This window comes from Phenylobacterium sp., assembly GCF_030645195.1.
Taxonomy (GTDB): domain Bacteria; phylum Pseudomonadota; class Alphaproteobacteria; order Caulobacterales; family Caulobacteraceae; genus Phenylobacterium.
Genome location: NZ_JAUSLW010000072.1, coordinates 1 through 12,758, shown reverse-complemented (window position 1 = coordinate 12,758; position 12,758 = coordinate 1). Strand labels below are relative to the sequence as shown.

At 69.2% G+C, this 12,758-nt stretch carries 17 protein-coding genes; 11 read left to right on the top strand and 6 right to left on the bottom strand.

Features of this window, described 5'->3' with window-relative positions; translation table 11 throughout:
- The coding region (locus Q7T09_RS06640) for a flavin-containing monooxygenase (protein ID WP_370689211.1) at nt 1–1,185 on the top strand (1,185 nt) is incomplete at its 5' end.
- A 149-nt stretch (nt 1,186–1,334) separates the two neighbouring features.
- Here Q7T09_RS06640 and Q7T09_RS06635 read toward each other — a convergent pair.
- The 3 genes from Q7T09_RS06635 to Q7T09_RS06625 all read right to left on the bottom strand — a co-directional run bounded on the left by Q7T09_RS06635 (nt 1,335) and on the right by Q7T09_RS06625 (nt 3,042).
- Nucleotides 1,335–1,547, bottom strand: coding sequence for an alkylphosphonate utilization protein (locus Q7T09_RS06635; protein ID WP_304698653.1), 213 nt, complete (start codon nt 1,545–1,547; stop codon nt 1,335–1,337).
- A 65-nt stretch (nt 1,548–1,612) separates the two neighbouring features.
- Nucleotides 1,613–2,527, bottom strand: coding sequence for an oxygenase MpaB family protein (locus tag Q7T09_RS06630; protein ID WP_304698651.1), 915 nt, complete (start codon nt 2,525–2,527; stop codon nt 1,613–1,615).
- Nucleotides 2,528–2,535: 8 nt separating this feature from the next.
- On the bottom strand, nt 2,536–3,042 hold the full coding sequence (locus Q7T09_RS06625; protein ID WP_304698649.1) for a DUF1993 family protein: 507 nt from the start codon (nt 3,040–3,042) through the stop codon (nt 2,536–2,538).
- Nucleotides 3,043–3,182: 140 nt separating this feature from the next.
- On the opposite strand from Q7T09_RS06625, the gene Q7T09_RS06620 reads away from it, so the two are divergent.
- From Q7T09_RS06620 to Q7T09_RS06610, 3 genes are all read left to right on the top strand, one after another.
- Nucleotides 3,183–3,632 carry a helix-turn-helix domain-containing protein gene (locus tag Q7T09_RS06620; RefSeq protein ID WP_304698648.1) on the top strand — a complete coding sequence of 150 codons (450 nt, stop codon included), beginning with the start codon at nt 3,183–3,185 and terminating at the stop codon, nt 3,630–3,632.
- Complete coding sequence (locus Q7T09_RS06615; protein ID WP_304698647.1) at nt 3,629–3,985, top strand: DUF4180 domain-containing protein; 357 nt, start codon at nt 3,629–3,631, stop codon at nt 3,983–3,985. The genes Q7T09_RS06620 and Q7T09_RS06615 overlap by 4 nt, the downstream gene beginning before the upstream one ends.
- 80 nt (nt 3,986–4,065) lie before the next feature.
- Nucleotides 4,066–5,301 carry an acyl-CoA dehydrogenase family protein gene (locus Q7T09_RS06610; RefSeq protein ID WP_304698646.1) on the top strand — a complete coding sequence of 412 codons (1,236 nt, stop codon included), beginning with the start codon at nt 4,066–4,068 and terminating at the stop codon, nt 5,299–5,301.
- Between the two features lie 216 nt (nt 5,302–5,517).
- Here the strand turns inward: Q7T09_RS06610 and Q7T09_RS06605 are convergent, their stop codons facing one another.
- On the bottom strand, nt 5,518–5,727 hold the full coding sequence (locus Q7T09_RS06605; RefSeq protein ID WP_304698645.1) for a cold-shock protein: 210 nt from the start codon (nt 5,725–5,727) through the stop codon (nt 5,518–5,520).
- Nucleotides 5,728–5,969: 242 nt separating this feature from the next.
- On the bottom strand, nt 5,970–6,257 hold the full coding sequence (locus Q7T09_RS06600) for a hypothetical protein (protein WP_304698643.1): 288 nt from the start codon (nt 6,255–6,257) through the stop codon (nt 5,970–5,972).
- Between the two features lie 126 nt (nt 6,258–6,383).
- Here Q7T09_RS06600 and Q7T09_RS06595 point away from each other — a divergent pair, with 126 nt between their 5' ends.
- The 5 genes from Q7T09_RS06595 to mazF all read left to right on the top strand — a co-directional run bounded on the left by Q7T09_RS06595 (nt 6,384) and on the right by mazF (nt 9,672).
- Complete coding sequence (locus Q7T09_RS06595; RefSeq protein WP_304698641.1) at nt 6,384–7,376, top strand: ATP-binding cassette domain-containing protein; 993 nt, start codon at nt 6,384–6,386, stop codon at nt 7,374–7,376.
- Nucleotides 7,377–7,379: 3 nt separating this feature from the next.
- Nucleotides 7,380–8,213 carry a hypothetical protein gene (locus Q7T09_RS06590; protein ID WP_304698639.1) on the top strand — a complete coding sequence of 278 codons (834 nt, stop codon included), beginning with the start codon at nt 7,380–7,382 and terminating at the stop codon, nt 8,211–8,213.
- A 4-nt stretch (nt 8,214–8,217) separates the two neighbouring features.
- Nucleotides 8,218–9,021: an ABC transporter permease gene (locus Q7T09_RS06585; RefSeq protein ID WP_304698637.1), complete on the top strand. Its 804-nt coding sequence runs from the start codon at nt 8,218–8,220 to the stop codon at nt 9,019–9,021.
- Nucleotides 9,022–9,097: 76 nt separating this feature from the next.
- A complete protein-coding gene (locus tag Q7T09_RS06580) occupies nt 9,098–9,340 on the top strand; it encodes an AbrB/MazE/SpoVT family DNA-binding domain-containing protein (RefSeq protein ID WP_304698636.1) in 243 nt (80 codons plus the stop codon).
- Entirely contained in the window at nt 9,340–9,672 is a 333-nt protein-coding gene (gene mazF / locus Q7T09_RS06575; RefSeq protein ID WP_304698635.1) for an endoribonuclease MazF, read from the top strand. Before Q7T09_RS06580 ends, mazF begins: the two co-directional genes overlap by 1 nt.
- Before the next feature lie 13 nt (nt 9,673–9,685).
- On the opposite strand, the gene Q7T09_RS06570 is transcribed toward mazF, so the two are convergent.
- On the bottom strand, nt 9,686–10,690 hold the full coding sequence (locus tag Q7T09_RS06570; protein ID WP_304698634.1) for a nitronate monooxygenase family protein: 1,005 nt from the start codon (nt 10,688–10,690) through the stop codon (nt 9,686–9,688).
- A gap of 131 nt (nt 10,691–10,821) precedes the next feature.
- Between Q7T09_RS06570 and Q7T09_RS06565 the strand changes: the two genes are divergently transcribed.
- Entirely contained in the window at nt 10,822–12,252 is a 1,431-nt protein-coding gene (locus Q7T09_RS06565) for a methylmalonyl-CoA mutase family protein (protein WP_304698633.1), read from the top strand.
- Nucleotides 12,249–12,758 (top strand): methylmalonyl-CoA mutase family protein (locus Q7T09_RS06560; RefSeq protein WP_304698632.1); only part of this gene is annotated, 510 nt, incomplete at its 3' end. The genes Q7T09_RS06565 and Q7T09_RS06560, both read left to right, overlap by 4 nt.

Sequence of the window (12,758 nt, the reverse complement as noted above, 5' to 3'; positions counted from 1 at the left end):
GGCGTCGACAGCTTCAAGGGCCACAGCTTCCACACCAGCCGCTGGGACTACGACTACACCGGCGGCGACTCCTTCGGCGGCCTGAGCGGCCTGAAGGGCAAGCGGGTCGGCATCATCGGCACCGGCGCCACCGCCGTGCAGTGCGTGCCGCACCTGGGCGAAGGCGCGGGCGAGCTGTTTGTTTTCCAGCGCACGCCGTCCTCCATCGATGTTCGCAACAACACCCCCACCGATCCGGCCTGGGCCGCCAGCCTTGAGCCCGGCTGGCAGCAGCAGCGGATGGACAATTTCAACATCCTGCTCTCCGGCGGCTGGCAGGAGCAGGACCTCGTCAATGACGGCTGGACCGACATCATCCGCAATCTCGGCCTCATGGCCCGCCAGCGGGCCGAGACCGCCGGCGGCCAGGTCGATCCCGCCGAGCTGATGCAGCTGGCCGACTTCAAGAAGATGGAGCAGATCCGCGCCCGCGTGGACGCCGTGGTGGCCGACCCGTCAACCGCCGAGGCCCTGAAGCCCTACTACAACCAGTTCTGCAAGCGCCCCTGCTTCCACGACGACTACCTGGCCGCCTTCAACCGGCCCAACGTCCACCTGATCGACACCAACGGCATGGGCGTGGAGCGGATCGACGAGACCGGGGTCTGGGCCAACGGCAAGCACTATGAGCTGGACTGCCTGATCTACGCCACCGGCTTCGAGGTGGGCACCGACTATACCCGCCGCGCCGGCTACGAACTGCACGGCAAGGGCGGCCTGACCCTGACGCAGAAGTGGAAGGACGGTCTCTCCACCCTGCACGGGATGCACGCCCGGGGCTTCCCCAACTGCTTCATCTTCTCCAACGCGCAGTCCGGCTTCACCGCCAACTTCCCGCACATGATGAACGAGCAGTCCAAGCACCTCGCCTACATCGTCAGCCACGCCCTGGACCACCAGGTCCGCACCGTCGAGGCCTCGGAACAGGCGGAGGCCGACTGGGTGGCGACCATCGAGTCCCTGGCCATCCTGCGCCAGAGGTTCCTCGAGGAGTGTACCCCCGGCTACTACAACAACGAGGGCAAGCCCTCGGCGCTCGCCGCCCGCAACGGCTCCTATGGCGCTGGGCCCATCGCCTTCGTGAAGGTGCTGGAGGACTGGCGCGCGGAGGGCTGCCTGCAGGGGCTGGAGCTCGGCCGGGATTAAGGACCGCGGCCAAGCCCCCGCTCGTCATCCCGGCCGCAGCGCAGCGGAGAGCCGGGACCCAGGGGCGGCGCGCGGGGCCCCTGGGTCCCGGATCGGCCTAGCGGCCGTCCGGGATGACGCCAAGGTGCGCGGTCAATGAGCGTCTGCGATTAAGCCTTCTTCACGAACTCGGTCTTCAGGACCAGGTCCTTCACCTTCTCGGCGCGGCACTCGATCTCGTCCTCGTTATCGGTGAGGCGGATGTTGCGCATCAGGGTGCCGCGCTTGAGCGTCACCGAGGTCCCCTTGACCTTGAGGTCCTTGATCAGGGTGACGGAGTCGCCCTCGGCCAGGAGGGCGCCATTGGCGTCGCGAACATTCATGGCGGGCATCCCGGACCGGTTTCGAGGAGCTGTGCTGTAGAACCCGGGCGCGGCCTCGACAAGTCTCAGGGTCGATAGAGATGGTTGGCCGGCAGGCCCAGCCGGCGGCAAGCCAGGGCCGGCGGGCCGTCCTCGACGACGATGCGGTCGGCCAGGCCGCCCAGGGTCCTCACCAGGGCCCGCGCCCAGGGCTTCAGGTCCCAGCGGCGGTCGAGGCCGAGGATGTCGCGGACCTCGGCCGGGACGATCTCCACCGCCGCCCGCACCAGCAGGCCCTGCAACGGCCGCAGGGGGCCCGGCAGCAGGTCGGCGGTCGCCATGATGTCGAGGAACTCGAAGACGAAGGGCGAGGCCTCCATCCGTGGCCGCATGGCGGCGAACAGGGCGCTCATCCCGGCCACGTCCGTGGGCGCCCCCACGGCCCCGTAGAGCCGCGCCGCCGGCGCCCCCTCGGCGTAGAGCCGCGACAGCGCCGCGTCGCTCAGCGGCCGGGCATAGGCGCTGTAGGCCTGGGCGAAGCCGAACCCCGCCGTGGCCTGCACCCAGTCCAGCAGCAGCGGGTCGTTGGCGCGGTAGGCCGCCCCGCCGGGGGTGTAGCCCTCCACCCTATCGTGCCGCCGACGCACCCCCTCGATCATCGCCTCGGCCCGGCTGCGGGCGGCGTAGACCGTGATCATCGCCGCCAGACCGGTGCGCCGCAGGCGGCCGCCGGGATCGCGGCGGAAGCTGGAATGGTCCCAGACTCCGGAGCGGACCCCGGGCTCGGCGAACTCCAGGATCACCGCGGCCACCCCGCCGATGAACAAGGCGATGGGGTTCTTGAACACGCGCCAGGAGATCGAGTCCGACCCCGCCAGGGCTGGCTCGCCGAGCGGCGTGGAGAACACCTCCCCGCCCCCCGGCAACAGCTCCGCCGCCGCCGCGCTCAGCCGCCGGCGCACCAGGCCGGGCAGGACGATCTCGGAGGCGGCGGCGGTCATGGAGGCTCCTAGATGGATCCGAGATAGTCGCGTTTGCCCACCGGCACGCCCTTGTGGCGCAGGATGTCGTGGGCGGTGACCACGTGGAAATAGAAGTTCGGCAAGGCGAAACCCAACAGGTAGTCCGGGCCCGTGAACGACGGCTTGAGCGGTCCGAAGTTCAGGGTGATGGTCCGCCCCTCGCCGGCGTCGACATCGGCCGGCGAAAGGCTCTCCAGATAAGCGATCGTCTTGGCCACCCGTTCCTGAAGCTGCGGGAAGGTGGTCTCGGTGTCCTCCATCTTCGGCGAGGCGACGCCGCTCAGGCGTTCGCCCGAGAGCTTGGAGGTGTCGCTGGCCCGCTGCACCTGGGCGGCGAGCGCCAGCATGTCGGGCGCCAGCCGCGCCTCGATCAGTTCGGAGGGGTCGATCCCCGTCTCGGCGGCGTGGGCCGCGCCCTTTTCCAGCAGCTGGGAGAGAACCTTCAGCCCTCGAACGAAGACGGGGACCGAGGCCTGGTGCAGGGAGATCGACATGGAGACGTCCTTGGAAAATGGCCGGCCCACCTCGGGCCGTGAAGCCCATATGGGGTCGCCCGCCCCAAAGCGCGACCACGCCATATTATTCCCTATTCTTCCCTATTGACTCAAATATAGGTCCGCTTTAGGGCATCCTCATGATCTCCACCCCGCCCCACCCCGGCCAGGACCTGTTCACCGTCGATCAGGTGGCCGACCGCCTACAGCTGCATCCCAAGACGGTGCGCCAGTACATCCGCGACGGCCGGCTGACGGCCACCCGGATCGGCAAGTCCTACCGCATCGCCGCCCGCGACCTGGCGGCCCTGGCCGGTGAGGCCGCCGCGGTCGGCGAGCCGGAGGTTCTGGGAACCCGCGAGGTGCAGGTGGCCACGACGGTGGATATCCACGCCGTCGATCCCGACACGGTCCACCGGCTGACCACCCTGCTCACCGCCAACCTCAACGGACCTCAGGACCCCGGCCGCGCCGCCCGCCTGGACCTGATGCACGACGCGCGGCGCGGCCGGCTGCGCATCGTCATCGCCGGCGGCCCCAAGGTCACCGCCGACCTGCTGCGTCTGATCCAGGCCGTGACCGAGCCATGAGCGGCGTCGAGATCCTGAACGGCGCCCGCGTCTGGCTTTGCGACGCCGACGGTCCGCGCCTCTCCACCGGCCGCGACGCCACCGACATCATCGGCGACGCCTATGGCTCCGATGTCGTGGCGATCGCCCTCCCCGCCGCGCGCCTGAGCGACGACTTCTTCGACCTCAGCACCCGCCTGGCCGGGGAGTTCGTCCAGAAGTTCGTCAACTACGGCGTCGCCCTCGTCATCGTCGGCGACATCTCGGCCCACGTGGCGGCCAGCACCGCCCTGCGGGACTTCGTCTACGAGTCCAACCGCGGCCGCCATCTCTGGTTCGCGGGCAGCCTGGAGGCGCTGGCCGAGCGCCTTTGACGCCAAGGCAGGCTTGCACCAGGTCCACGATCGGCCGACCCTCTCGCCCAACCAGAAAAACCACAGGGCGGAGACCGACCATGTCCATCGACTTCGAGATTCCGGCGGAGGCCAAGGCCATCCGCGCCAAGGTGCGCCAATGGGTGCACGACGAGTGCATCCCCGCCGAGAAGCGCCTGGTGGACAAGGAGTCCTTCAAGACCGTCCTGGCCGAGCTGCGGACCAAGGCCCGCGCCGCCGGCCTCTGGCTCCCCTTCATCCCCAAGGAATATGGCGGCATGGGCCTGGGTCCCCTGGCCAACGCCCTGGTGCAGATGGAGCTGGGCGAGAGCCACCTCGGCGCCCTGTCGATGAACAGTCAGGGTCCCGACGACGCCACCATGCTGACCCTGCTGGCGCACGGCACCGAGTTCCAGAAGGAGAAGTACCTCAAGCCGCTGCTGAACGGCGACAAGCGCGTCTGCTACTCGATGACCGAGAAGGCCGCCGGCGCCGACGCCACCGGCATGCAGACCCGGGCGGTGAAGGACGGCAACGAGAACTACATCCTCAACGGCGAGAAGTGGTTCTCGTCCGCCGCCAGCGCCGCCGACCTGGCGGTGGTCATGGCCATGACCGACCCCGACGCGCCGCGCCACCAGCGCTACTCCACCTTCATCGTCGAGCTGCCCAACCCCGGCTACGTCATCAAGCGCGACATCGGCACCATGGCCGTCCACGGCCCGCTCAGCGAGATCATGGGCGGCGGCCACTCCGAGATCGAGATCAAGGACCTGAAGCTCCCGGCTGAGAACCTGCTGGGCGGCGAGGGCCAGGGCTTCAACATGGGCCAGCACCGCCTGGCCTACGGCCGCCTACGCCACGGCATGCACAATGTCGCCATGGCCCAGCGGGCCCTGGACATGGCCGCCGCCCATGTGACCCAGCGCGAGACCTTCGGCAAGAAGCTGTCGGAGCGCCAGGGGGTGCAGTGGATGCTCGCCGACTGCGCCAGCGAGCTCTACATGGCCCGCCTGATGCTGCTTCACATCGCCTACAAGGCCGAACGCGGCATGGACCTGCGGCAGGAGAACTCCATCGCCAAGGTGTTCCTGGCCCACATGGTCCACAAGGTGGTGGACACCGCCATCCAGCTGCACGGGGCGCTCGGCTATTCCACCGATACGCCCCTGGCCGCCTGGTACACTCACATCCGCTCGCAGCGGCTGGTGGACGGGCCCGACGAGGTGCACCGCTGGACCGTGGGCCGCAACGTGATCAAGGCCTATGAGCGCGACGGCACCACGGCGGCGGCGGCCGGCGGCGACCTGCTCTAGCATCCGAGGCCAACGGCGCGCCGGAACCCTCTCCGCGCGCGCCGGGTTCCTCTGGTCAGAACCAGAGGAGCAAGGCCCGCCGCGACACCGCCAAGGGCGCGCCGCCGTAGCCGACATCGGGACGTCAAAAAACACCGGCGCCAAGGCCCGGTGGATCAGATCGGAAAGGATCAAGAGGCGGGACGCGCCGGAAACCGGCGGCCCCGCCATCCAGAACTAGAGGATTTGCAGCTGAGCCGCGGAATCCTTGCCGCTCTTGCGGTCGCGCTCGACTTCGAAGCTGACCTTGTCACCTTCGTTCAGTCCGCCGAGGCCCGCGCGTTCAACCGCCGAGATGTGGACGAAAACGTCGCCGCCACCGCCCTCAGGAGCGATGAAGCCATAACCCTTGGTCGCGTTGAACCACTTCACAGTACCAGTCGCCATTGTCGTCCCTATCTCAAGTGAGTGAATCCGCAGTGGCAGAGGACGGCCGCCGACGCAAGCGTGCAAAATTTTCGGCGACAGCTCCCAAGGACCGCAAAGCCTTGCGCGCAAAGGTTCGGAGCGCTCCCGCCTCCAGTCAAAAAGGTGGCCTCGCCGACGGCGCCTGACCGCCCCGGGCGGAGCCTTCCGGGCCCCGGTGGACAGGGTCTGGCCCCATTTCGCCGGCCTCGCCGCCAGTTGAACTACGCCGTCGGGTCCGGCCGATATTCGAACGCCACCAGATAGACCTGCTCGCCGGGGCCATGCTTGGCGGTCTTCAGCAGGTCGACGACGCCCTCGAAGCCGGAGTCCCGCGCCAGCTTCGGGGTGACGTCGGCCAGATCGATCCGCGCAAGCGCGGTCACCTCCACCGCGCCAGCCCCCAGCCGATAGCGGCCGCCGACCTTCACCCGCGGGCTCTGCCATATCCGGACGCTGCAGGTGATCTCCCCGCGCATGATCGGCTCGCGCAGTTTCTTGGTGAAGGTCATGACCGCCGCTCCCTCTGGCGGTCGCCATCCTGGCGCCGGAGTCAAAAATCGGGAAGCGGCGCCATTGACGGGGTTCACGCCGGCTCCTAGCGTCCCGCCTCTTCTTTGACATCGAAGGCGGCCCCCATGCCCCAGATCCTGGTTCAGGACCTGGCGAAGACCTATCGCGTGGCCGAACGCGCGCCCGGCATGCTCGGGGCCGTGCGCGGACTCGTGCGTCGCCGCTGGCGCACGGTCGAGGCCCTGAAGAACGTCAGCTTTTCCCTGGAGCGCGGCGAGCTGCTGGGCTTCATCGGGCCCAACGGGGCGGGCAAGTCCACCACCATCAAGATCCTGTCGGGCATCCTGCGGCCCGATTCCGGCCGCGTGGAGATCGAGGGTCTGGTCCCCTACGCCGACCGCATCAAGCACGTCGCCCGCATCGGGGTGGTGTTCGGCCAGCGCACCCAGCTCTGGTGGGACCTGCCGGTGATCGATGGCTTCGATCTGCTGCGCGACATCTATCGGGTCGATCCCCAGCGCTACAAGGCGACCCGCGACGAACTGGTGGCGATGCTGCGGCTGGAGAAGCTGCTGGACCAGCCTGTGCGCCAGCTCTCCCTGGGCCAGCGGATGCGCGCCGAGATCGGCGCGGCCCTGCTGCACGAGCCTTCCATCCTCTTCCTCGATGAACCCACCATCGGCCTGGACGCCCCTTCCAAGCTGGCGGTGCGCGAGTTCGTCAAGAAGCTGAACCAGGAGCATGGCGTCACCGTCCTGCTCACCACCCACGACATGCACGACATCGAGGCCCTGGCGCAGCGGGTGATCGTCATCGGCCATGGCCGGGTGCTGGCCGACAGTCCCTTCGAAGCCCTGCGCGCCGATGTCCTGGCCGAGCGGCGTCTGTTCGTGGACTTCGCCCAGGACGCGCCGGCCCTCGACCTTCCGGGGGTCGAGGTGCGCAACCGGGACGGCCGCTCCCTGGAGCTGGCCTTCGATCCGCGCATCACCAGCGCGCCCGCCCTGATCGCCGCCATCACTGCCCGCCACGCGGTGGAGGACATCCATGTGGAGCAGCCGGCGATCGAGGAAGTGATCGCCAGGTTCTACGACCTGCACGGCGCGAACGAGGCGTGAGCCGTGGACGCGCTTCGCCCCTACGCCGCGGCCTTCAGCTCGCGCTTCCTGCTGATGATGCAGTACCGGGCCGCGGCGCTCGCCGGCTTCTTCACCCAGTGCTGGTTCGGGGCGGTCCACGTCATGGTCCTGGCCGCCTTCTATCTCGGCGCCCCTGAGGCGGCCGCGGCCAGCCCCATCAGCCTCTCCCAGGCCGTCACCTACACCTGGCTGGCCCAGGGGCTCCTGGCCGTCATGCCGTGGGTTGGAGATCCGGAGATCGCCGACGGCGTCCGCACCGGCGCCATCAGCTATGACCGCCTGCGCCCGGTGGACCCCTACGCCCTCTGGTATGTCCGCGCCGCCGGCTGGATGACCGCCCGCCTCGCGCCCCGCGTCGCGTTGATGATCCTCGCCGCCGGGATCGTCCTGCCCCTGATCGGCCAGGGCCAGTGGGCCTGGCGGCCGCCGGCCAGCCTCTCGGCGGCCCTGCTGTTCGCCCTCTCGGAGGCCCTGGCCATCGCGCTCGCCTGCGCCATCATCATGCTGATCAATATCGTCGTGGTGGCGACCCTGAACGCCCGCGGGGTCAACATCCTGATGCAGCCCCTGGTGATCGTCTTCACCGGCAACCTGCTGCCCCTGGCCCTCTATCCCGACAACCTCCGCACCTTCCTCTTCGTCCAGCCCTTCGCCGGCACGCTGGACATCCCCAACCGCATCTATTTCGGCGCCCTGGCCGGCCAGATGGCCTGGGTCGGCATCGGGCTGCAGCTGTTCTGGATCACCACCCTTGTCACCCTGGGCCGGTGGTGGCTCGGCCGGGTGATGGCCCGCCTCGAAGTGCAGGGAGGCTAGGCCGATGAACGCGCTCGCCCTGCTTGGCCGCTACTTCGCGGCCTCCATGCGCAGCCAGATGCAGTATCCGGCCTCGGCCCTGATGCTGACGGTGGGCCAGCTCGCCTCCACCGCCATCGAGATCGTCTCCATCTGGGCCCTGTTCGACCGCTTCGGGGCGATCAAGGGCTGGGAGCTTGGCGAGGTGATGTTCTTCTACGCCTTCGTCGGCGTCAGCTTCGCCTTCGCCGACTTCCTGACCCGAGGCTTTGACGTGTTCGGCAGCGACTTCGTGCGTACCGGCGCCTTCGACCGCCTGCTGCTCCGCCCCCGCTCGGCGGCCCTGCAGCTGGTGGGCCACGACTTCCGCATCAGCCGGTTCGGCCGGTTCTTCCAGGCCGCCATCGTCCTGGCCGTCGCCACCCAGATGCTGCACTTCGTCTGGACGCCCCAGGCCATCGCCCTGGCGCTGTGGACCGTGGCCGGCGGGGTGGCCCTGTTCAGCGCCCTCTTCGTCCTGCAGGCGGTGCTGGCCTTCTGGACTGTGGAGAGCCTGGAGGCGGTCAACGCCCTGACCTACGGCGGGGTCTATGCCGGCCAGCTCCCCATCAGCCTCTATGCACGCTGGCTGCGGACCTTCCTGATCTTCATCGTGCCCCTGGCCTGCGTCGCCTACTTCCCGGTCCTGGCGATCCTGGGCCGCAGCGACCCCCTGGGCGCGCCCGACGAATTCCTGCCGGTCGCGCCCCTGGCGGGCTTCATTTTCCTGGGCCTGTCGCTCCTGGCCTGGCGCTTCGGCGTCTCGAAGTACACCTCGACCGGGAGCTGAGCCTTCGATGTCGATACAAGGTTGACACATCCTCTTGTTTGGCAAAGTGTCTACATTGTCGATACGAAGGAACGCTATGCGAGTTCAGATCAAGAAGTGGGGCAATAGCGCGTCGGTCAGGATTCCAGCCTCCGTCATGGCCGCAGCCTCGCTGTCCGTGGATCAGGCCGTCGAGGTGCGTGAGGAGGATGGGCGGGTGATCATCGAGCCCGTTCAGTCGCCGCGATACGATCTCGACCAGCTTCTCGCCGGAATGGCCGAAGAGACCTTCCCCGAGGAGATAGACTTCGGCGCACCGGTGGGTCGGGAGACCTGGTAGTGGCGGGCTATGTGCCGGAGGCCGGCGACGTCGTTTGGCTCGAATTCGATCCCCAGACCGGCCACGAGCAGGCGGGCCATCGCCCCGCCTTGGTTCTTTCACCCGCCCGCTACAATGGCCCCCGCGGCATGATGATCTGCTGCCCCATGACCTCGCGGATCAAGGGCTATGCCTTCGAGGTGGTCGTGAGCCAGGAGCCGCCGAGCGTGATCCTCGCCGATCAGGTCAAGAGCCTCGACTGGCGGGCGCGCCAAGCCAGGCGGCGCGGCGCGGTGGCGCCGGCCGTTCTGGCCGAAGTCAGGGCGAAGATCGCCGCCCTGCTCCAGATCTGACGCAGCTCGGCCCCTACTCGGCGGCCATCAGCACGCGGCCGGTGGTCAGCGCGGTCTTGGCGGCGAGCTCGGCCTTGGCCTGCTCGTATTCGGCGGCCAGGCGGTCCACCAGTTCGGCGACCGTGGGGATCGACTTCACCGCCCCGATGCCCTGGCCGCAGCCCCAGATGTCCTTCCAGGCCTTGGCTTCCTGGTTGCCGCCGGAGCCGAAGTTCATCTTGGAGGGGTCTGCCTGGGGCAGGTTGTCGGGATCGAGGCCGGCGCGCTCGATGGAGGGGCGCAGATAGTTGCCGTGCACCCCGGTGAACAGGTTGGAATAGACAATGTCCTCCCCGGTGCTCTCGACGATCATGTCCTTGTAGCCTTGGACGGCGCGGGCCTCCTGGGTGGCGATGAAGGCCGAGCCGATATAGGCCAGGTCCGCCCCCATGGCCTGGGCGCCGAGGATGGCGCGGCCGTTGGCGATGGCGCCCGACAGCGCGATGGGGCCGTCGAACCACTCCCGCAGCTCCTGGATCAGGGCGAAGGGCGACAGGCCGCCGGCATGGCCGCCGGCCCCGGCCGCCACCGGGATCAGGCCGTCGGCGCCCTTCTCCACGGCCTTGCGGGCGAACTTGTCGTTGATGACGTCGTGCAGGACGATGCCGCCATAGGAGTGGATCGCGTCATTGACCGCCTGCTGCGCGCCGAGCGAGGTGATGGTGATCGGCACGCGGTATTTCACCGCCAGCTCCACATCCTCCTCCAGCCGGTTGTTGGTCTTGTGGACGATCTGGTTAAGAGCGTAGGGCGCCGACAGGCGGTCGGGGTTCTTGCGGTCCCAGTCGGCCAGCTCCTCGGTGATCTGGGCCAGCCACTCGTCCAGCTGGCTCACCGGGCGCGCGTTCAGCGCCGGGAAGGAGCCCACGACACCCGCCTTGCACTGGGCGATCACCAGCTCCGGGCCGGAGATGATGAACAGCGGCGAGGCGATCACCGGAATACGCAGACGCTCGGCGAGAATGGGCGGCAGGGCCATGGGCAAGGTTTCCTCTGGTAATGCGTTTTGGATCTTATTTTTACAACGTATAAACAAGACGCGGAAACGTGCAAGCGGCTGACCCGGCGTGAACTTGACGGAGGCCACGCAGGCGGCACATCTGGGGCCCGATGACTGACCTGACCGCCCTCGCCGCCGCCTTCCCCGCCGTCACCGCCGCCGACTGGCGCGCCCTGGTGGAGAAGACCCTGAAGGACGCCTCCTTCGACAGCCTGACGCGCACCACCGCCGAGGGCCTGCCGATCGCGCCGCTCTACGAAGGCGCCGACCGGTCTCCGGCCTTCCCCCTGCGCCCCTTCGACGCCGAGCGTCCCTGGGACATCCGCGGCCGCATCACCCATCCCGATCCCGTCCGCGCCAACGCCGACCTGATGAGGGACCTGGAGGGGGGGGCGGCCTCGGCCCTGGTCCGCCTCGATCCCACCGGGGCGACCGGCGTCGCCGTCGGCTCGGCCGAGGGGCTGGCCCAAGTGCTGGACGGCGTCATGCTGGAGCTGGCCCCGGTGGCCCTCGACGCCGGCTTCCTGGGCCCCAAGGCCGCCGACTGGCTGGCGTCCGCCGCCAAGGGTTCGCCGGCCGCCAAGCTGTTCTTCCACCTCGATCCCCTCAGCGCCTTCGCCGAAGCCGGCGAGAGCCCCGGCCCCATCGAGAGCCATCTGGTCTCCGCCGCCACCGTCGCCCGGCGGTTGGCCGAGTCCTATCCGGACGCGGGCCTGTTCCTGGCCTCGGGCCGCGTGGTCCACGAGGCCGGCGGCGGCGAGGCCGGCGAACTGGCCTTCGCCATGGCCGCGGCGGTGGCCTACGCCAAGGCCCTGGTCCGCGCCGGCCTGCCGATGCAGGACGCCTTCGCGCGAACCGTTCTTGGTCTCTCCGCGGACGCCGACTATTTCGCCACCCTGGCCAAGCTGCGCGCCGCCCGGCTTCTCTGGGCGCGGGTCACCGCGGCCTGCGGCGTCACCGCCGCCCCGCGCGTCGAGGCCCTCTCCTCCCACCGCATGCTGGCGGCCCGTGATCCCTGGACCAACATGCTGCGCCTCACCGCCGCCGCCGTCGGCGCCTCCATCGGCGGGGCCGACAGCATCGTCCTGGGGAGCTTCACCGACGCGCTGGGCCTGCCCACCGCCTTCGCGCGGCGCCAAAGCCGCAACGCCCAGCTGGTCCTGATGGAGGAGGCCCACCTGGGCCGCGTCACCGACCCCGGGGCGGGCTCCGGCTATGTCGAGGCCCTGACCGACGAGATCGCCCGGGCCGCCTGGGCCGCCTTCCAGGCCATCGAGGCCAGGGGCGGCCTGATCGCGGCCCTGGCCGACGGCCAGGTCGCCGCCGAGATCGCCAGGGTGCGCGAGGCCCGCCTCGCCGCCGGCCCTCTGAAGATCGTCGGCGTCACCGCCTTCCCGCAGCCCGGCCAGGCCCCGGTGGAGGTGGAGCGCGCGACGCCCAGGGCCGTCGAGACTCCCTCGCCGCGCCTGCCCGGCCCCGACGGCCATTGCCCGGCGCTCGAACCCATCCGTCTCGCCGAACCCTATGAGGTGGCCGCGTGAGCGCCTTCCCCGACTTCGCCACCCTGCCCTTCGACGGCGAGGCCGCACCCGCCCCGGCCCCCAGCGCGCCCGCCTGGGAGACGCCCGAGGGCATCGCCGTGAAACCCGCCTATGGCGCGTCCGACATCGAGGGCCTCGACGACCTGGCCGGCTATCCAGGCCTGGCCCCCTTCGTGCGCGGCCCCTACCCGACCATGTACCTCACCAACCCGTGGACCATCCGCCAGTATGCGGGCTTCTCCACGGCCGAGGATTCCAACGCCTTCTACCGCCGCAACCTGGCCGCCGGTCAGATGGGCCTCTCCATCGCCTTCGACCTGGCCACCCACCGCGGCTACGACAGCGACCACCCGCGGGTGAAGGGGGATGTCGGCATGGCCGGCGTCGCCATCGACTCGATCCTGGACATGCGGACCCTGTTCGACGGCATCCCGCTCGACAAGATGAGCGTGTCGATGACCATGAACGGCGCGGTCCTGCCGATCCTGGCTCTCTACATCGTCGCC

What these genes read in the sequence shown, in the direction of transcription:
- Q7T09_RS06635 (WP_304698653.1), bottom strand. Translation starts at nt 1,547, where the DNA reads ATGAATGTTCGCGACGCCAATGGCGCCCTCCTGGCCGAGGGCGACTCC.
- Q7T09_RS06630 (WP_304698651.1), bottom strand. Translation starts at nt 2,527, where the DNA reads ATGACCGCCGCCGCCTCCGAGATCGTCCTGCCCGGCCTGGTGCGCCGG.
- Q7T09_RS06625 (WP_304698649.1), bottom strand. Translation starts at nt 3,042, where the DNA reads ATGTCGATCTCCCTGCACCAGGCCTCGGTCCCCGTCTTCGTTCGAGGG.
- Q7T09_RS06620 (WP_304698648.1), top strand. Translation starts at nt 3,183, where the DNA reads ATGATCTCCACCCCGCCCCACCCCGGCCAGGACCTGTTCACCGTCGAT.
- Q7T09_RS06615 (WP_304698647.1), top strand. Translation starts at nt 3,629, where the DNA reads ATGAGCGGCGTCGAGATCCTGAACGGCGCCCGCGTCTGGCTTTGCGAC.
- Q7T09_RS06610 (WP_304698646.1), top strand. Translation starts at nt 4,066, where the DNA reads ATGTCCATCGACTTCGAGATTCCGGCGGAGGCCAAGGCCATCCGCGCC.
- Q7T09_RS06605 (WP_304698645.1), bottom strand. Translation starts at nt 5,727, where the DNA reads ATGGCGACTGGTACTGTGAAGTGGTTCAACGCGACCAAGGGTTATGGC.
- Q7T09_RS06600 (WP_304698643.1), bottom strand. Translation starts at nt 6,257, where the DNA reads ATGACCTTCACCAAGAAACTGCGCGAGCCGATCATGCGCGGGGAGATC.
- Q7T09_RS06595 (WP_304698641.1), top strand. Translation starts at nt 6,384, where the DNA reads ATGCCCCAGATCCTGGTTCAGGACCTGGCGAAGACCTATCGCGTGGCC.
- Q7T09_RS06585 (WP_304698637.1), top strand. Translation starts at nt 8,218, where the DNA reads ATGAACGCGCTCGCCCTGCTTGGCCGCTACTTCGCGGCCTCCATGCGC.
- Q7T09_RS06580 (WP_304698636.1), top strand. Translation starts at nt 9,098, where the DNA reads ATGCGAGTTCAGATCAAGAAGTGGGGCAATAGCGCGTCGGTCAGGATT.
- Q7T09_RS06570 (WP_304698634.1), bottom strand. Translation starts at nt 10,690, where the DNA reads ATGGCCCTGCCGCCCATTCTCGCCGAGCGTCTGCGTATTCCGGTGATC.
- Q7T09_RS06565 (WP_304698633.1), top strand. Translation starts at nt 10,822, where the DNA reads ATGACTGACCTGACCGCCCTCGCCGCCGCCTTCCCCGCCGTCACCGCC.